General features: G+C 70.1%; 14 protein-coding genes, 2 tRNA genes and 1 pseudogene. 11 read left to right on the top strand and 6 right to left on the bottom strand.

Features of this window, described 5'->3' with window-relative positions:
- Positions 1-56 precede the first annotated feature (56 nt).
- A complete protein-coding gene (locus LV79_RS24800; protein ID WP_253841231.1) occupies positions 57-518 on the bottom strand; it encodes a hypothetical protein in 462 nt (153 codons plus the stop codon).
- Between the two features lie 79 nt (positions 519-597).
- Positions 598-2,016, bottom strand: coding sequence for a tetratricopeptide repeat protein (locus tag LV79_RS24795; RefSeq protein WP_253840644.1), 1,419 nt, complete (start codon positions 2,014-2,016; stop codon positions 598-600).
- Between the two features lie 252 nt (positions 2,017-2,268).
- Here LV79_RS24795 and LV79_RS24790 point away from each other — a divergent pair.
- A pseudogene (locus LV79_RS24790) lies at positions 2,269-3,450 on the top strand (multidrug effflux MFS transporter); the annotation flags it as partial.
- On the opposite strand, the gene LV79_RS24785 reads toward LV79_RS24790, so the two are convergent.
- Together LV79_RS24785 and LV79_RS24780 are read right to left on the bottom strand one after the other, a co-directional pair.
- A complete protein-coding gene (locus LV79_RS24785) occupies positions 3,448-5,358 on the bottom strand; it encodes an SDR family oxidoreductase (RefSeq protein WP_253840643.1) in 1,911 nt (636 codons plus the stop codon). The pseudogene LV79_RS24790 and the gene LV79_RS24785 overlap by 3 nt on opposite strands.
- Positions 5,359-5,411: 53 nt before the next feature.
- Entirely contained in the window at positions 5,412-5,609 is a 198-nt protein-coding gene (locus LV79_RS24780; protein ID WP_253840642.1) for a hypothetical protein, read from the bottom strand.
- 217 nt (positions 5,610-5,826) lie between these two features.
- Between LV79_RS24780 and LV79_RS24775 the strand changes: the two genes are divergently transcribed.
- Together LV79_RS24775 and LV79_RS24770 are read left to right on the top strand one after the other, a co-directional pair.
- Positions 5,827-6,324, top strand: coding sequence for a PH domain-containing protein (locus tag LV79_RS24775; RefSeq protein WP_253840641.1), 498 nt, complete (start codon positions 5,827-5,829; stop codon positions 6,322-6,324).
- The gene (locus LV79_RS24770) at positions 6,321-7,787 is read left to right on the top strand and encodes a PH domain-containing protein (RefSeq protein WP_253840640.1); all 1,467 of its coding nucleotides are present in this window, start codon (positions 6,321-6,323) and stop codon (positions 7,785-7,787) included. Before LV79_RS24775 ends, LV79_RS24770 begins: the two co-directional genes overlap by 4 nt.
- Here LV79_RS24770 and LV79_RS24765 read toward each other — a convergent pair.
- Entirely contained in the window at positions 7,777-9,258 is a 1,482-nt protein-coding gene (locus LV79_RS24765) for a glutamate-cysteine ligase family protein (RefSeq protein ID WP_253840639.1), read from the bottom strand. The genes LV79_RS24770 and LV79_RS24765 overlap by 11 nt on opposite strands.
- Positions 9,259-9,379: 121 nt before the next feature.
- Between LV79_RS24765 and orn the strand changes: the two genes are divergently transcribed.
- The 4 genes from orn (at position 9,380) to LV79_RS24745 (ending at position 11,777) form a co-directional block, all read left to right on the top strand.
- Positions 9,380-9,985: an oligoribonuclease gene (gene orn / locus LV79_RS24760; RefSeq protein ID WP_253840638.1), complete on the top strand. Its 606-nt coding sequence runs from the start codon at positions 9,380-9,382 to the stop codon at positions 9,983-9,985.
- A gap of 73 nt (positions 9,986-10,058) precedes the next feature.
- Positions 10,059-10,131 (top strand) — tRNA-His (locus LV79_RS24755).
- A 575-nt stretch (positions 10,132-10,706) separates the two neighbouring features.
- A complete protein-coding gene (locus tag LV79_RS24750) occupies positions 10,707-11,483 on the top strand; it encodes a S1 family peptidase (protein ID WP_253840637.1) in 777 nt (258 codons plus the stop codon).
- A gap of 81 nt (positions 11,484-11,564) precedes the next feature.
- Positions 11,565-11,777, top strand: a complete 213-nt coding sequence (locus LV79_RS24745) for an RNA-binding S4 domain-containing protein (RefSeq protein WP_253840636.1) — start codon at positions 11,565-11,567, stop codon at positions 11,775-11,777.
- Positions 11,778-11,780: 3 nt separating this feature from the next.
- On the opposite strand, the gene LV79_RS24740 is transcribed toward LV79_RS24745, so the two are convergent.
- Positions 11,781-12,956, bottom strand: a complete 1,176-nt coding sequence (locus tag LV79_RS24740) for a L,D-transpeptidase (RefSeq protein ID WP_253840635.1) — start codon at positions 12,954-12,956, stop codon at positions 11,781-11,783.
- 206 nt (positions 12,957-13,162) lie between these two features.
- On the opposite strand from LV79_RS24740, the gene LV79_RS24735 reads away from it, so the two are divergent.
- The 4 genes from LV79_RS24735 to LV79_RS24720 all read left to right on the top strand — a co-directional run bounded on the left by LV79_RS24735 (position 13,163) and on the right by LV79_RS24720 (position 16,920).
- Positions 13,163-13,235, top strand: a tRNA-Lys gene (locus tag LV79_RS24735).
- Positions 13,236-13,676: 441 nt separating this feature from the next.
- Positions 13,677-14,633, top strand: coding sequence for a M28 family metallopeptidase (locus tag LV79_RS24730; protein WP_253840634.1), 957 nt, complete (start codon positions 13,677-13,679; stop codon positions 14,631-14,633).
- Between the two features lie 180 nt (positions 14,634-14,813).
- Entirely contained in the window at positions 14,814-15,641 is an 828-nt protein-coding gene (locus LV79_RS24725) for a DUF4184 family protein (protein ID WP_253840633.1), read from the top strand.
- 295 nt (positions 15,642-15,936) lie between these two features.
- Positions 15,937-16,920 carry a LysR family transcriptional regulator gene (locus LV79_RS24720; RefSeq protein ID WP_253840632.1) on the top strand — a complete coding sequence of 328 codons (984 nt, stop codon included), beginning with the start codon at positions 15,937-15,939 and terminating at the stop codon, positions 16,918-16,920.
- The last annotated feature ends 299 nt before the right edge of the window (positions 16,921-17,219 follow it).

Genomic DNA, 17,219 nt, shown 5'->3' with positions numbered 1-17,219 from the left:
TCACCGTCCGGGGTCGTCCGAGCGCGGTGAGTCTGCCACCGCGCCCGGCCGAGGCGCTAGCGCGGCGGCCCGAACCCCTGCGGCGGCTGACCACCCGGCTGGGCGGGCGGGTACCCGGGCTGAGCGGGATACCCCTGCTGCGCGGGGTAACCAGGCTGCGCGGGGTAACCAGGCTGCGCGGGGTAAGAGGCCTGCTGGGGATAGCCCTGCTGCGCGGCATAACCGGGCTGCGCGGGGTAGCCAGGCTGCGCGGGGTAACCCGGGTTACCAGGCTGGGGCTGCTGCGGGTCGTACGAGTACCCCGGCGGCGGGGGGAGGACGGTGTTCGGCGGGTCCTGCGGTTCCTTGGTGAACGCGATGGACAGCACCAGGATCAGCAGGCCGAGCGCGCCGATGCCGAGCCCGGCGCCGGGCTGGTACGAGTACGCCCAGGACACGATGGTGAACGAGTACCCGAACAGGCTCATCAGGGCGGACCCGAACCCGTAGACCATCAGCAAACCGGCTAAACCACGCACGAGCGTCCCCTAGTGACCTCGGTGAAATCCGCGGCTGCCCCCACCCGCGACTCCCCATTCGAAAACTGACCCGCGCACCTTATCGGGAGGCGGTCCGTATTCGCCAGAGCCCGAACCACGAGACCCCGCCTGCGGCGAGACCGAGGACCAGGGCGGTCACCAGCAGTGGTTTCCCGGCGGCGCCGAAGGACAGCACCAGCGTCCAGACACCGAGCATGACCAGGCCGAACAGCACCAGGGCCGCCGCGAGCGCGATCAGCGGCGCGTGGTCGGCGACCTCACGCGGGGTGGGTCGGTCGACAGCGGGAATGGCGCGGTAACCAAAACCGCCCGCTCCGGTGACAATGAGCAATAACGCCAGCGCGAACCAGACCAGCAGCGGACTCGGCTCGGGCATTCCGGCCACTAAAAGGACAAATCCCCCGATGGCCAGCCAGCCCGCGCAGCGGCGCAGCACCAACCACAGCGAGACGCGCTTGGCGCGGGTGAACCCCGCGTGCCCGGGACGCGCGGCGGGTGGATCCGGGCGAACCGGCTCCTCGACGACCGGGATCTCCCGTGTCGGCCTGCGCACCACCCGACGGCGGGGCGCCTCGGCGGGCTCGGGGTCAGCGGGCCGGACGGTGACCGCGGGCTCGGCGACGACCTGGATGACCGGCTCGATCTCCGCGTCGACCGGCCTGGCCGGGACCGGCCAGACAGCGGACATCCGCTGCTGCCACTCCGACTCGACTGTCCACCGGTCTTCCACGAACTCCTCATCGTCAGGTAGGTCTACCGGGTCCACCGGCCTGACAGGGCCGACGAACGCACCAACAGTCTCCACCCGATCAACGACGGCGTCGATCACCACCGGTTCCGCGGCGGCGTGGTCGTAGTCGCCCGCGCCGTTGGACAGGCGGCGGGCGAACCCGTTGGTCGCGGGCACACCGCGCCGCCGGGGCAGCGCGGGCAAGCGGTCGAGCCGGGCCTTGACCTCGGTGTTGCCCGGGTCGAGCAGCAGCGCGTCGGTGTAGGCGCGGCGGGCGAGGTCGTCGTCACCGGCGCGGGCCGCGGCGAGGCCGAGCACCTCGTGCACGCGCGGCACCTCGGGCGCGGCGGTCACCGCGCCCAGCGCGACGGCGAGCGACTCCTCCGGGTCGGCCGGGCCCAGTACCTCCGAGAGGGTGACGAGCGAGCGCCAGTCGCCGGGGTCGCGCCGGGCGGCCTCCCTGGCGGACACGATGGCCTCGTCGTGGCGGCCCATCTCGGCCAGCGACAGGCTCGCCAGCCGGTGCGCCCAGGACCGCTCGCCGAGGGTGATGGCGCGCTTGGCGGCGTCGAGGCAGGGCTGGAACTCGCCCGCGTCGAGCAGGGCCGCGGCCAGCCTGCACCAGGCCTCGGAGTGGTCGGGGTGGGTCACCAGTACCGGGCGCAGCACCTCGACGGCCTCGGTGGGGCGACCGGCCGCCGTGAGCCGCGCGGCCTCCACCAGCACCGCGTCGATCGACTCGGCCATGGCACCCTCCGCTCCTCGACCTCCAGTGTGTCAAGCCACCGGTCGGATCAGCGGCGACGCGCGCGGCCCGGTCACGAATGGCTACCCCAGTGTCCTCCGTCAAGGTGAAGAGTTCACCCGTTTACCGCCAACCACACCCGAGTGGCCGCATCGCCTCACCCGCACGCGTGACTACGCACCGCCACGTGGTGTTCGTCCTACCCGCACCCCCAGCGCTCACGGATCCCGGTTCGGCATTCATAGAATCAGCGGATGTCCGCCCAGCCCGCCCCCAGCAGGGTCCGCCTCGCCCTCATCCTGGGCGGGCTGTCGACCTTCGGCCCGCTCTCCATCGACATGTACCTGCCCGCGTTCCCCGAGCTCGCGACCGGGTTGGGCACCGGGCCCGCGCAGGTGCAGCTGACCCTGACCACCTTCATGATCGGGCTGGCCGTCGGTCAGGTGGTCGCCGGGCCGTGGTCGGATTCGCTGGGCAGGCGGGGCCCGCTGCTGGTCGGGTTGGGGCTCTACGTGCTCAGCTCGCTGGCCTGCGCCATCGCCCCTTCGGTGTACCCCCTGGTGGTGCTGCGGTTCGCGCAGGGTGTCGCCGCCTCGGCCGGGGTGGTGATCGCCAGGGCCGCGGTGCGCGACCTGTTCTCCGGGGCCGCGATGGCCCGCTTCTTCTCGGCGTTGATGCTGGTCAACGGCCTGGGGCCGATGCTGGCGCCGATCATCGGCGGGCAGGTGCTGCGCTGGACGGCGTGGCCGGGGATCTTCGTGGTGCTGGCCGGGTTCGGCGCGCTGCTGTTCGTCGCCACGCTGCTGTGGCTGCCGGAGACGCTGCCCAAGGAGTACCGCGGCAAGGCGGACCTGCGCCGCACGCTGCGCGCCTACGCCAGGATCGGGGCCGATCGCGGGTTCGTGGCCTACGCGGTGTCGGCCGGGTGCGTGCTGGCCGCGATGTTCGCCTACATCTCGGGGTCGTCGTTCGTCCTGCAGGACATCCACGGGTTGAGCCCGCAGCAGTACGCCCTGGTGTTCGGGGCGAACGCGCTGGGGATCGTGCTGGTCGCCCAGCTGAACTCGCTGCTGCTGCGGTGGTTCGCGCCGCGGGCGCTGCTGGTGGCCGGGTTGGTGGTCGCGGCGGTCGGCGGGCTCGGGGTGCTGGGCGCGGTGGTGTGGGACCTCGGGTTGGTGTGGCTGCTGGTGACGCTGTTCGTGTCGGTGGCCTGCATCGGCATGATCAGTCCGAACTCGACCGCGCTGGCGCTGGCCGACCACGGCCGGGACGCGGGCGCGGCGTCGGCGCTGATCGGCGTGCTCCAGTTCGTCATCGGCGGGATCGCCTCGCCGCTGGTCGGGCTGGGCGGCGGCGACACGGCGCTGCCGATGGCGATCGTGATCGCGGTGCTGTCGGTGGGCGGGATAGCGACGTTCGCGCTGATGCGGCCGTCAGCGCCGCAGGCCGCGCCAGAGCGGTCGGACGAGGGCGGTGGCGAGGACGGGCAGCGGTCGCCCGGGGCGGGTCCTGGCCTCGGGGGCGGACTCGCCGGTGAGCCGGTAGGCGATGTTGAGGACCTGGCGGGCCAGGCCGGGCGCGAGCACCCGAAGTAGTTCCATGGCCAGGCCCTCGGCGCGCTGGACGACCTCGCTGTCGCTGGTCAACGCCCGCAGGACGAGCTTGGCGGCCGATTCCGGTGAGGTCGCGGGGAAGCCCTTGTAGGCGTCCGTGGCACCGATCATCGGTGTGCGGACCAAGGGCATGCGGACAGCGCAAACGGTGACTCCGTCGGCGAGCAGTTCCCGACCTGCCGCGCGACCGAACGCCTCTAGGGCCGCCTTGGACGCTAGGTAGGCGGAGAAGCGCGGTGTGTCTGTCTGCAACCCCATGGTCGTGACGTTGACGATCCGACCAAAACCTCTAGCGCGCATACCGGGGAGAAGGCCGAGGGTGAGTCGTAGTGGCGCGAAGTAGTTCAGTGCCATGGTGCGTTCGTAGTCATGAAGCCGGTCGACGGAGAGGTGGACAGCACGGCGGATCGAGCGGCCCGCGTTGTTGACGAGCATGTCGACGACACCGAGGTCCTTGACCAAGGCGTCGACCGCGTCTGTGTCAGTCAGGTCGCAGGGGTGGACCGACGCGGTGCCGCCTGCCTGCTCGATCTCGCTGCGCACGTCATCCAGTTCGGCCTGCCTACGCGCGACCAGCAACACGGTTGCCCCGCGCGCTCCTACCGCTAGAGCCGTCGCACGCCCGATACCGCTAGAGGCTCCGGTAACGACGATTCGCTTCCCTTGCAACGACTTGTCCCACACCCGCTCGGGATCCAGGTGCTCCGCCCAGTAGCGGACAAGGACGTCGGCGTATGTCGTGAAGTCAGGTAGCTCTATGCCGTCGAGAGCTTCCACAGTCTCCGTTGAGTCGAAGACGGTTGGTAGGTCCATGTGCGGAAGAACCTCGGCAGGCACACCTAGCTCGTTGAGCACCGCGGCCGGAACTGGCCTTACAGCGCGCAAACGGGGCAACGAAAAAGGCAGGCTCACCCGCACCCGAGGCGCACCAACGGCTGTCGCGAGTGCATTGAAGACATCGGTGACGCGCTGCTTGCCGTTGTGCGTGAGGTGATAGGTCGTGCCTGAGGCCGCGTCGACGTGCATCAGGTGTGTCATGGCGTCGACGACGTAGTCCACCGGCACGATGTTGGTGCCGCCCAAGTCCGGTAGCACCAACGGAAGCGCTTTCGGCAACCGCGCCAGGCGGGTCAAGAGCGGGAGGAAGAAGTACGGGCCGTCGACCTTGTCCATCTCACCCGTGCGCGAGTCGCCCACGACCGCGGCGGGCCGGTAGACGCGGAACGGCACGCGGCCCTGTTGGCGAACCAAGCGCTCGGCTTCGAACTTGGTCGCGTGGTACGGCGAGTGGTGCCGCTGACCGAGGTCGAAGTCCCGCTCGGTGAAGCGGCCCCGGTGGTCACCGGCCACGGCGATCGACGACACGTGGTGGAACAGGCCCGCGCCGACCGCCTCGGCGAACTCCAGGGCGTGCCGGGTGCCGTCGACGTTGGCCCGCTGGTTGTCCTCGGCCGCAGCCGTGAAGTCGTAGACGGCGCCCAGGTGGACGACGTGGTCGACGGCTCCGGCCAGCGCGGTGGCATCGACGCCGAGACCCGGCTCGCCGAGGTCGCCGATCACCGGGAAGACCAGGTCCGGGCGGCTCCAGCGCCGGGCCGCCGCGACGAACCGGTCCACCGAGCGCTGCCGCACGAGCATGTGCACCGCGCTCGTCTCACCGCGGACCACCAGCCGCTCGACCAGCGCGCGACCGAGGAACCCGGTGCCGCCGGTGACGAAGTAGGTTGCCATCTCGTGCCTCCTCGGCACCGAGTCTGCCACTACCTACTCCAAAGTAGGAAGTTCTAGTCCTCCACGGTGGCGTCGACCACGGCGTCGCGCAGCGCGGCCCGCAGCCTGCCCACGTCCAACGGCGAGAACACCGCCGTCTCCCCCGGCGGCGCCACCAGCACCACCCGCCCACCCCGCACGAACACGGTCACGTCCCGCCGCCGACCCGCGATGTCGCGACAGCCGACCGACCACTCCCGGTGGTTGTTCACCGCACCTACCCCTCCGACCACGCCGCCGTCGGGTCGAGGAACCCGACTAGGTGATGACGCGGACGGTAACGACACGTGACGACAAAAGTGACGCGATCTCAGAATGTCCCCGAACAAGCGGGCGACTGGTTACTCGCCAACATGCGACACGGCGTTGATCCCCCGGTGATACCGGAGTCGGACGCCGGAGTGGTCCAGACCCAGGCAGACTGGTCCCGTGAGCGAGTCGGAGTGGCGGTTGCGGGCACCCGCGAACCTGGTCAGCAAGCGGGCCGTTCTGCTGTGGACGCTGCGCGCGGCGATCTTCTGGGCGGTGGTCGCCGGGGCGCAGGCGGTGGTCCTGCTGGTGGTCGACGGGGCACCCCGGTGGCTGCGGGTGACGATCGTCGTGACCGCGGTGGTCGGGGTCGTGCACACGATCGTGATGCCCAGGTGGCGCTACCGGGTGCACCGCTGGGAGACGACCGCCGACGCGGTCTTCACCCGCAGCGGGTGGGTCACCCAGGAGTGGCGGCTGGCGCCGATCTCGCGGATCCAGACCGTGGACACCGCGCGCGGGCCGCTGCAGCAGCTGCTCAGGCTCTCGACGATCACCGTCACCACCGCCTCCGCCCAGGGCCCGTTGAAGATCGAGGGCCTCGACGCCGAGGTGGCCGCGCGGGTGGTCGACGAGCTGGCCGCCACCACCCAGGCGACGCCGGGGGACGCGACGTGAGCGAGCCCGAGTGGGGCAGGCTCGACCCGAGGATGATCGTGGTCCGGCCGCTCAACGAGCTGATCGGGCTGCTGCCGCCGCTGGCCGCGCTGGTGTTCTTCGGCAATGTCGACACCTGGCGGGTGGTCACCGGCGCGAGCGTGGTCGGGTTGATCATCGTCTACGGCCTGCTGTCCTGGCTGACCACCAAGTACCGCATCACCGAGACCCAGGTCGAGCTGCACAAGGGCGTCGTGTTCCGGCAGCGCCGGGCGATCCCCCGCGACCGGATCCGCTCGGTAGACCTCACTGCCAAGCTCGGGCATCGCGCGTTCGGCCTATCCGCTGTCCGAGTCGGTACCGGGCAACAGGAGCGCACGCCGGGCGAGGGCACAGTCACGCTTGACGCTGTCACCGCCGTTGAGGCTGAGCGACTGCGACAGGCCCTACTGCGCAAGGTGGCGCACTCCGAGGACGAGAGCGACGAGGGCGTCCTTATCTCGCAGCTCGACAAGCGTTGGTACCGCTATGCGCCGTTGACGTTGTCGGGGTTCATCACCATCGGCATCGTGGTGGGCTTCGTCATGAACCTGGCGAGCGAACTCGACTTCCGGTTCTCCGAGGTGGGCGCGTTCCGCTCGGCGTTCGGCTGGGTCAGCCACGCGGACCCGGTGCGGGTCGTGCCGGTGGCGGCCGTGTTCGTGATCGTGCTGTCCGTGCTGGCCTCGCTGGCCGGGTACCTCCTGCAGAACCACAACTACCGGCTGACCCGCCAACCGGACGGCACTGTCCGCGTCCGCCGGGGCCTCCTCACGACCCGCTCGGTCTCCATCGAGGAGAAGCGGCTGCGCGGCGCGGTGCTGCACGAGCCGCTGCTGCTGCGTGCGGGCAAGGGAGCGCGGGTCACAGTTGTCACGACCGGCCTGAACAAGATCGGCGGAAGCAGCCTCTTGCTTCCCCCGGCTCCGCGCGTCGAAGCGGACCGGGTCGCCGCCAACGTTCTTGCCGTCGATGAGACACCTACCGCCGCACCGCTGACCAAGCACCCCGCGCGCGCGAAGGTTCGCCGAGTCGTGCGCGCGGTAGTGCCGACGGTGGTCGTTGCCGGTGTTCTCCTGCTGTTGGCGGAGACCGCTGATTGGCCTACCTGGCCGTGGGTCGTCGCTGCCGTGCTCATCCCGGTGTCCGTCGTGCTCGGCCTCGACCGGTACCGCAACCTCGGGCACACCCTCACCAACGACTACCTAGTCGCCCGCTCTGGTTCTCTAGACCGCACCACCGTTGCCCTACTCCGCAACGGCATCATCGGCTGGAAACTCACCCGCACCCTCTTCCAGCGACGCGCCCGCGTCTTCACCTTGACCGCGATCACCGCGGCAGGCTCTAGCGGCTACTCGGTGCTAGACATCGGCGACAAGCAAGGGCTCGACCTGGCAGACAGCGCTATCCCGGACCTGATCGGGCAATTCCTGGTCAAGGCGTAGTGGGCCAGGTGTGGACAGGCTCGTTGGTGTGCATGTGCTCGCGGTATAGGCCGACCATCTGGCGTAGAGCCTGGAGCCGGTCAACAGAGGAGGACTTTTCTAGAGCCTGGACGGTCTCCACCTGCCAGGTAGCGCCATTGCGACCAGTAAGACAGCGCTGCTCGATGATGCCTAGGAGCCGGTCGCGCTCGGCAGGGTCAACACCCCAGGCGTCCAAGCCCTCGTAGGCCAGCGGGAGCAGGCGGCGCAAGACCAACTCGGTGACCGGGACCTCGCCGACCCCCGGCCAGTACACGCGCGCGTCGATGCCGTTGCGGGCCGCGGCGTGGAAGTTGTCCTCGGCGGCGGAGAAGCTCATCTGCGTCCACAGTGGCCGGTCCTGGTCGGCCAGCGCCCTGGCCAGGCCGAAGTACAGCGCGCCGTTGGCGACGGTGTCGACCACCGACGGGCCTGCGGGCAGCACCCGGTTCTCCACCCGCAGGTGCGGCCGCCCGTTGACCACGTCGTAGATCGGCCGGTTCCAGCGGTAGACGGTGCCGTTGTGCAGCCGCAGCTCGTGCAGCTCCGGGATGTCGCCCCTGGCCAGCACCTCGACCGGGTCCTCCTGGTCGGTCACCGGCAGCAGCGCCGAGAAGTACTGCGCGTTCTCCTCGAACAGGTCGAAGATCGAGGTGATCCACCGGTCGCCGAACCAGACCCGCGGCCGCACCCCCTGCGCCTTGAGCTCGTCGGGCCGGGTGTCGGTCGCCTGCTCGAACAGCGCGATCCTGGTCTCGGCCCACAGGTGCTTGCCGAACAGGTACGGCGCGTTGGCGCCCAGCGCGACCTGGACACCCGCGACCACCTGGCTGGCGTTCCAGAACCGGGCGAAGTCGTCCGGGGCGACCTGCAGGTGGTACTGCACGCTGGTGCAGGCGCTCTCGGGGGCGATCGAGTCGGCGGAGGCCAGCAGCCGCTCCACCCCGCCGATGTTGATCTCCAGGTCCTCGCCCCGCGCGGCAAGCACCTGCTCGTTGAGCAGCTTGTAGCGCGGGTTCGCCGACAGCGCCGCCGCGCTGGTGTGCTGCGCGCGCAACGTGGGCAGGATGCCGACCATCACGATGTGCGCGTCCAGCCGCGCCGCCTTCGCCTCGGCCTCGTTGAGGTCCGCCCGCACCAACCGCTCGAACGCGCCAAGCCCACCGGGCCCCAACCGCTGCGGCGCCAGGTTGATCTCGATGTTGAACTGGCCGAGCTCGGTCTGGAACGCCGGGTCCGAGATCGCGGCCAGCACCTGCGCGTTGCGCATCGCCGGGTCACCGGTCCCGTCCACCAGGTTCAGCTCGATCTCCAACCCGGCCATCGGCCGGTCGGCGTCGAACCGCGACTCCGCGAGCATCTGCGCGAACACGTCGAGGCACCGGCGCACCTTCTGCCGGAACCGCGCGCGGTCGGCCCTGGTGAAGCCGGTGGACTCCACGTCCTTGCCCATGCCACCCAGGGTGATCCATGCCGGGGCAACCCGCCACAGGGCGTACTCCACTCGGCCCAACGACCCCCACCCGGCGGTCAGCGCGCGGGCGGCGCGGACCGATCGGGCTAAGCTCCCGCAGGTGACCGACCGGCTGGTGTGGATCGACTGCGAGATGACCGGACTCGACCTGGGCCGTGACGCCCTGATCGAGATCGCCGCCCTGGTGACCGACTCGGAGCTCACCATCCTCGGCGAGGGGATCGATCTGGTCATCCACGCCGACGACGAGCACCTGGCCGCCATGCCCGACGTGGTGCGCGACATGCACGCCCGCTCCGGGCTCACCGACGAGGTCCGCGCCTCCACCCTGACCCTCGCCGACGCCGAGGCCCAGGTCCTGGAGTACGTGCGCGGCTGGGTGCCCGAGACCCGCGTCGCCCCGCTGTGCGGCAACTCCATCGCCACCGACCGCGGCTTCATCGCCCGCGACATGCCCGCCCTCGACGCCCACCTGCACTACCGGATGGTCGATGTCTCCTCCATCAAGGAGCTGTGCCGCCGCTGGTACCCGCGGGTCTACTACGCGCAGCCGGACAAGGGCCTCGCCCACCGCGCCCTCGCCGACATCCGCGAGTCCATCCGCGAACTGCGCTACTACCGGGGCACCGCGTTCGTCCCCCAACCCGGGCCGACGACCGAAGAGGCCCGAGCGGTCGCGGAGGCCGTGTCCGAGCCCAAGGCCTAACCGGTTTCAGGACCCGGTACCGGGCACGCTACGATGTTCGAGCACCGCAGGGGCCAGCCCCGGGGGTGCGATGGTGGGTGTAGCTCAGTTGGTAGAGCACCTGGTTGTGGTCCAGGAAGTCGCGGGTTCAAGTCCCGTCACTCACCCGGCGACGGCGACCCATGTCCGCAGAATGCGCGGACGTGGGTCGCCTTTGTTATTCCCGGGGGGCCGAGCCCCCCGGACCCCCGACGGTGCGGTGGGCGCGTGTGCGAGGGACGAGCACGTAGCGGGGAAACGGGCTGGCACACGAAGACGGCGGGGGCTCGCTCGACCTTCGGTCGTCGCATCGGGGTCGCGCGGGCGTAGTGCGAGGGACGAGCACGTGCCGGGGGGAACGGGCTGGCACACGGGCCTGGCGGGGGCTCGCTCGGGCTTTGGGCGTCGCGGTGAGGTGGGCGGGTGTTCGGTAGTCGGACATTGGGGATGTTTTTTTGCGGGGGCGGGGAGTGGGCGGGTGGGGGCGGGTGAGCTGGGTTACCAGACCAATACGGGGGTGTTTCGGGTGGTTGGGGCGATGTATTCGGACAGGTGAATGTGTTTCGGGCGGTCGAAACGGTGACCGGTACAGCACCTCTGGTAACTGTGGACGCTGCTTGGCCCCTGGCGACGGGCACTGAGTGCTACCTACTTTTCTCCTCGTCACCGGGACGAGGGCCCCGGTGCGGAAGGAGAGTGCCGAATGAAGGTCCGTACCCTGCTGCTCGGCTTGCTGGCCGCCGCGGCGACCGCGATCGCCGCCCCCGCGGCCGCCACCGCGGCCCCGGAAGGCGACCCCGTCCTGACCCCGGCGATCGTCGGCGGTGGGAACGCCACCCAGACCTACAGCTTCATGGCCTCGCTGCAGAGCACCTCGGGCAGCCACTTCTGCGGCGGCTCGCTGATCAAGGCCAACTGGATCGTCACCGCCGCGCACTGCGTGCAGGGCAAGTCCGCGGCCAGCGTGCAGGCCCGGATCGGCACCACGAACCGGACCAGCGGCGGCACCGTCGCCCGCGCCTCGCGGATCATCATCCACCCGAGCTACCGGACCAGCAACGACATCGCGCTGATCCAGCTCAGCACCAGCGTCACCCAGGCGCCCGCGAAGATCGCCGCGAGCTCGGGCGCCACCAACCAGGCCAGCCGGATCATCGGCTGGGGCCAGACCTGCCCCGCCCCCGGCGGCTGCGGCGCGCCGGTGACCCTGCAGCAGCTCGACACCTCGGTCGTCGCCGACTCCCGGTGCTCCGGCATCTCCGGCTCGATCGAGATCTGCACCAACAACCCCGGCGGCCGCGCGGGTGCCTGCTACGGCGACTCCGGCGGCCCGCAGATCATCTCGGTCGGCGGCGTGTGGCAGCTGACCGGCGCCACCAGCCGCTCCGGCGGTGGCTCCCAGTGCGCCCAGGCCCCGTCCATCTACACCGACGTGGTCGCGCACAAGAGCTGGATCACCGGCTACACCGGCGCGCTCTAAGCACCAGGCGCCAGCACTGAACGAACCAGGTGCCCCCACCCAGTCCCGGGTGGGGGCACCTGCCCGTCCTAGGGTCAACGCATGCGTGACGTGGAGATCCGGGACGACATGATCCGACTGGGACAGTTGCTGAAGCTGGCGAACATCGCCGAGGACGGGACGCAGGCGAAGGACCTGCTGGACGCGGGCGACGTCGCGGTCAACGGCGAGACCGAGTTCCGCCGCGGCAGGCAGATCCACCCCGGCGACCACGTGACGGTCGGCGCGGAGGAGATCCGGGTGACCTCCCCCTGACCGCTACTTCTTGCCGCCTGCCTTCCAGGTCTCCCACGGGACCTGCCACACGCTGAGGCCGTCCCACGGCTCCAGCACCGGTCCGCCGGAGTTCTGCACCACGATCACGTCGCCCTTGTTGGAGATGCTCTGCAACCAGGCAGCGTTATCGGTCGACATGTTGATGCAGCCGTGGCTGACGTTGCGCGCGCCCTGGTCGCGGACCGACCACGGCGCTGAGTGGTAGAAGATGCCGCTGTTGGACATGCGCGTCGCGACGGCCACCTTGGTGCGGTAACCGGCGGCCGAGTCCGCGGGGACGCCGTAGGTGGAGGAGTCCATCACGTAGTTCGTGTGCTCGCTCATCACCGTGTACGTGCCCACCGGGGTCTCGTGGGCCTTCTTACCGAGCGACACCGGGATGGTGCGGGCGACGGCACCGTTGACGGTCACGGTCATCTGGTGGGTCGCACCGTCGGCGACAGCGACAACGGAATCGCCGATGGTGACGGTCGCCTTTCGGTCCTCTCGGCCGAAGACCCCATTACCGAGGCTCTTACCGTAGATCGCCGCGTTGACGGTGACGGTCGTACCGGACTTCCAGTACTCCTTCGGCCGCCAGTGCACTTCCTTGTCGTTGAACCAGTAGAACGCGCCTTCCGTCACCGGGTTCGCGGTGACCTGGATGGCCTTCTCGGCGGCGGCCTTGTCGGTGATCACGGTGTCGAAGTAGAACGCGAAGGTCTGGCCGACACCGACCTTCTGGCCGTCGAGCGGGTTCATCGACAGCGCCGTCTGCCGCTTCGGCTTCGCTGTGGTGAAGGTCGACGTGGACGTGCTCGCCTTGCCGTCGGCGCCCTGCCCGGTCGCCGTCGTCGTGTAGGTCTTGCCGTAACCGAGCGGCTCGGTGTTCTGCCAGTTAGCGCCATCGGCGGCGAGTGCGCCCGCGACCACACGGCCGTCTTGCCCTGTCACGGCTACCGCGGTGAGCTTGCCGCCCGTCGCCACGACCGTGACCAACTCACCCGGCGAAACCTCCGCCGCCTTGTCCGCCGGAGTTAGCGCCAACGCGAACGGCACCGGGGGCTTCGTCGCCGTCGTACTGGTCGCGCTCGGTGTGGAACCGGCCACACTCGTACCACCCGATTGGGCGGACTCAGCCGCCGTGCACCCCGCGACCGCGAGGACCGCGACCCCCACCAGACCCACCAACGACCGCCCACCCCTGGACATACCTGACCTGCCGTTCCTGCTCCACGCCCGAGCCAAGACCACTGTGAACAGTGTGCCCGACGAACCAGACACGATCGAGTGAGACCCGCGCACCGCCCACACACCCCCCTGATTTCTGTCCGCGCGACACCCTGTGCTAACTTTTCACCCGTCAGCAGGAGAGATCCTGACGAGCGCCGCTAGCTCAACTGGCAGAGCAGCTGGCTCTTAACCAGCGGGTTCGGGGTTCGAGTCCCTGGCGGCGCACAACCTCAACCGACCTGTGTCCACAGAGTACGTGGACCTGGTCGGTTGTTGTCGTTTCTGGGGGTCGAACCCCCAGACCCCCACGGTGCGGTCGGCGGCGGACCCAGCGGGGGTCGCTTGACCTTCGGTCATCGCATAACCAACGGGTTGTCGCCCACGGTGCGGTGGGTGCGCGAGGGGTGGGGTATCGGCGGGCTTGGTTGGCCTGTGAGTTATTGCGCCAGTGTGTATCCGTGACTGGGTGACATTGCTATGGGATTCGTGTTCTGGGGGAGTGTTAACTGTTTGGGGGGCGCACTGGTGGGCGCTTGCGTGCGGGGGCGGTGACCTGGGGTTATGCGCATCTGGCAATAAGGGGAATGGGCGGGCCTATCGGACGTACCGGGCAGTGGATCAGTATCGGGGTGGTTGTCCCCGAAACCCCTGCAGGAGGCACCAACCATGGCCAGGAAAGCCATCGCACCGATCGCGGCCGGGCTCGCGCTCGTCGGCGCCGTGCTCACCGTTCCCACCGCCAGTGCCGCCCAGGCGCTCGCGGCACCGGACATCTCGGTGGCGAACGTGCAGGCGCACCTCAACCAGTTCCAGACCATCGCCAACAACAACGGCGGCAACCGGGCGCACGGGCGGCCCGGCTACAAGGCCTCTGTGGACTGGGTGAAGAGCAAGCTCGACGCGGCCGGGTGGACCACCTCGGTCAAGACGTTCACCTCCAGCGGCGCCACCGGCTACAACCTGATCGCGGACTGGCCGGGCGGTGACGCCAACAACGTGGTCATGGCGGGCGCGCACCTCGACAGCGTCAGCGCGGGCCCCGGCATCAACGACAACGGCAGCGGGTCGGCCGGGCTGCTCGAGGTCGCGCTCGCGGTGTCGCGGGCGCAGCTCAAGCCGACCAAGCACCTGCGCTTCGGCTGGTGGGGCGCGGAGGAGCTCGGCCTGGTCGGGTCGACCAACTACGTGAACACGCTGGCGAGCACCGAGCGGTCGAAGATCAAGGCCTACCTGAACTTCGACATGACCGGCTCGCCCAACCCGGCGTACTTCGTGTACGCCGCCAGCGGCCAGCCCACCGGGTCGGCCGCGCTGCAGCAGGCGCTCGAGGAGCACTTCACCCGCATCGGCGTGCCCACCGAGACCACCTCGGTCGGCGGGCGCTCCGACCACGCCGCGTTCGCCCGCGCGGGCATCCCGATCGGCGGCCTGTTCAGCGGCGCGGAGGGCACCAAGACCGCGGCGCAGGCGCGCAAGTGGGGCGGGACCGCCAACGCGGCCTTCGACCCCTGCTACCACCGCTCGTGCGACCGGACGACCAACATCAACGCCACCGCGCTCGACCGGCACAGCGACGCGATCGCCTACGCCATCTGGAAGGTCGCAGGCGCCCCGGCGCGCTAGTCCGGCGAAGGACCCGGTCGAGCTGGGTCACCAGCGCTGACCGCGCTCGAACGCGGGTCACCCCGGACGGGGGGTGGCCCGCGTTCGACGTCCAGGACCGGTCGCGGCTCGACCGGTTCTCCACAGGATGTGCACCACTCAGGCGCGCGCGGGACACAGCCGACCGGGCAAGGTGGCGCCATGCCCTACACGCTGTCGCACGCCGCCGCCGTGTTGCCGTTTGTTCGACGGCGACCGCTGGTGGCCTCCGCGCTCGTGGTCGGGTCGATGTCGCCGGACCTGCTGTACTTCCTGGCCCTCGAACCCGGCGTGGACGCGCGCACGCACACCTGGCTCGGGCTGCTCGTCATCGACCTGCCGGTCGCGCTCGCCCTGCTCGCCGTGTTCCACCTGCTCGTCGTCCCCGCCCTGATGGCCCTGGCACCGCGCTGGGTCCGGGTGCGGGTGCGTCCCCGACCGCCGCGGCTGGGGGTCGCGGCGGTCGGGTGGATCGTGCTGTCGGTGCTGATCGGCGGCGTGACGCACCTGGTGTGGGACGCGTTCACCCACCACGACGGCTGGGTGGTGCTGCAGTACCCGCGGCTGTTCCGGGAGTGGCTGTGGGTCGGCATGCCGCGCTACCACTTCCTGCAGTACCTGAGCAGCGTCGTCGGCGGGGCCGTGGTGCTCTGGTACGCCTTCGCGCGGCTGCGGCGGCAGGAGCCGGTGGAGCGGGTGTCGCCGCTCTACACCCCGCCCGCCAGGCCGTGGCTGGTGATCAGCGCGGTGGTGGCCGCCGGGGTCGGGCTCGCGGTGGTCAGGGCGGTGACGGTGATGGCCTGGATGAACCACCAGTCCGTCGTCGGCTTCACCAAGACGCTGGCCGCGGGGGTGCCGCCGACCGACGCGCAACTGGCGGCCGGGGTGGCCAGGGTGTCCATCTGCGTGGTCACCGGCATGTTCGTCGCGCTGGTGGCGTTCGGGGCGTACCAGCGTGCGAGGCAGCGCACAGCCGAGCCAGTGGACTAGACCGCCCAGTCCGTGCTGGACTGTCCACACTGGTCGATCCGGGAGCCGGGTGGAGCGCTCCCAGCGTGTTCGGAAGCCCTCGCGCCCACTGACAAGACCCACCCGGTCCGACTAGGGTGCAACTTGCAGATCGACGTCTACGCACGTGGCCGCACGTGCGCACCCCTGAACCAGAGTTGCACGCTCCGTGAGCGAAGTTGTCGCTAACCGGTGGTGTACGCGCAACAACAGGCAGAACTCGTGCGCCCTGGTCCTAGGGCTTGGCGTCTGTGATCCTTCGGCCTAGCTTTGTCCCATGGAGCTGGAGCTGCGCCACTTCAAAATCATCGTTGCGGTCGCCGAGGCGGGCAGCATCACCAAGGCCGCGTCCACCCTGGGACTCGCCCAACCCGCGCTGACCGCTCAGCTCCACCGGATCGAGCGCGCGCTCGGTGGACCTCTCTTCGAACGCGACCGGAAGGGAGCCAGACCGACCGCGCTCGGTGAACTCGTGCTGTCCCGGGCCCGACTGCTGCTGCCCGCGGTGTCGGGCCTGCGGGAGGAAGCGGCCCGGTTCGCCAACAACGCCGCCCTGCCCGGGGACACCCCGGCCCGGCTGCGGCTCGGCTCGGCCACCGGCCCGGTCCTCGGCGGGCTCGTGCACCAGCTCAACGCCGCCTACCCCGACCTGCACGTCACCACGCACGTGTCGTGGTCGTCGGAGGAGCTGGCGTCGATGGTGGCCGACGGGCGGGTCGACTACACCCTGGTCGGGGTCTGCGGCGACGCACCACCCCCGTCGCAACCGGGCCTGATCTGGCGGACGCTGGCCACCGACCCGGTGTTCGTGCTGCTCTCGGACAAGCACCCGCTCGCCGACCAGCCGCAGGTCGAGCTGTCGGCGCTCGCGGGCTGGCAGTGGGGCGCCACCCCCGGCGACGGCTGCTTCGCCGACTGCTTCGCCGCCGCCTGCGCCCGCGCCGGGTTCACCCCGCGCACCCTCTACGAGACCGACGTCAACAGCTGCATCGACCTGGTCGAGTCCGGTGACGCGGTCGTGCTCTGCCAACCCATGTTCCGCAAGATGCCCGGCGTCGTCCCCGTCCCCATCGCCGGAAACCCCCTGCGCTGGCGCAACCTCATCGGCTGGCACCCCGACGGCTCCGCCGCCGCCTTCTCCGACCAACTGGTCAAGATGGCCAGCACCGCCTACGCCGACGTGATCGCCCGCAGCACCCGCTACACCGAGTTCCTCCGCGACCACCCCGGCTTCGGCGTCGAACGCCCGGAAGCCGTGTAGCCCGCTCCCCCCGCGACTCGACCCACCGCCCTGCTGGCCGGGCTTCCCCCACCCCCGGCCCGCAGGGCGGCTGCCGTTTGGCTGGACGGCTGCTGCCTGGCCGGGCGGTCGTCTCGTTTAGCGGCGGTCGTTTGGCTGGGCGGCGGCCGCTGATGATCACTCGCGGAACGACTTGCCCTCGACGGCCCCGCCGTACCCCTTCCGCACACCGCGACCAGGGCTTTCCCGCCGAAATGTCACTCCGCCGGGCGACAGAAGTTATCCACATGTGGATCTCCGCACCCCCATTCCAAGATCCA

The organism is Actinokineospora globicatena, from assembly GCF_024171945.1.
GTDB lineage: Bacteria > Actinomycetota > Actinomycetes > Mycobacteriales > Pseudonocardiaceae > Actinokineospora > Actinokineospora globicatena.
This window is presented reverse-complemented; position numbering and strand designations above follow the sequence as displayed.

What these genes read in the sequence shown, in the direction of transcription:
- LV79_RS24795 (WP_253840644.1), bottom strand. Translation starts at nt 2,016, where the DNA reads ATGGCCGAGTCGATCGACGCGGTGCTGGTGGAGGCCGCGCGGCTCACG.
- LV79_RS24785 (WP_253840643.1), bottom strand. Translation starts at nt 5,358, where the DNA reads ATGGCAACCTACTTCGTCACCGGCGGCACCGGGTTCCTCGGTCGCGCG.
- LV79_RS24765 (WP_253840639.1), bottom strand. Translation starts at nt 9,258, where the DNA reads ATGGGCAAGGACGTGGAGTCCACCGGCTTCACCAGGGCCGACCGCGCG.
- LV79_RS24750 (WP_253840637.1), top strand. Translation starts at nt 10,707, where the DNA reads ATGAAGGTCCGTACCCTGCTGCTCGGCTTGCTGGCCGCCGCGGCGACC.
- LV79_RS24745 (WP_253840636.1), top strand. Translation starts at nt 11,565, where the DNA reads ATGCGTGACGTGGAGATCCGGGACGACATGATCCGACTGGGACAGTTG.
- LV79_RS24730 (WP_253840634.1), top strand. Translation starts at nt 13,677, where the DNA reads ATGGCCAGGAAAGCCATCGCACCGATCGCGGCCGGGCTCGCGCTCGTC.
- LV79_RS24725 (WP_253840633.1), top strand. Translation starts at nt 14,814, where the DNA reads ATGCCCTACACGCTGTCGCACGCCGCCGCCGTGTTGCCGTTTGTTCGA.
- LV79_RS24720 (WP_253840632.1), top strand. Translation starts at nt 15,937, where the DNA reads ATGGAGCTGGAGCTGCGCCACTTCAAAATCATCGTTGCGGTCGCCGAG.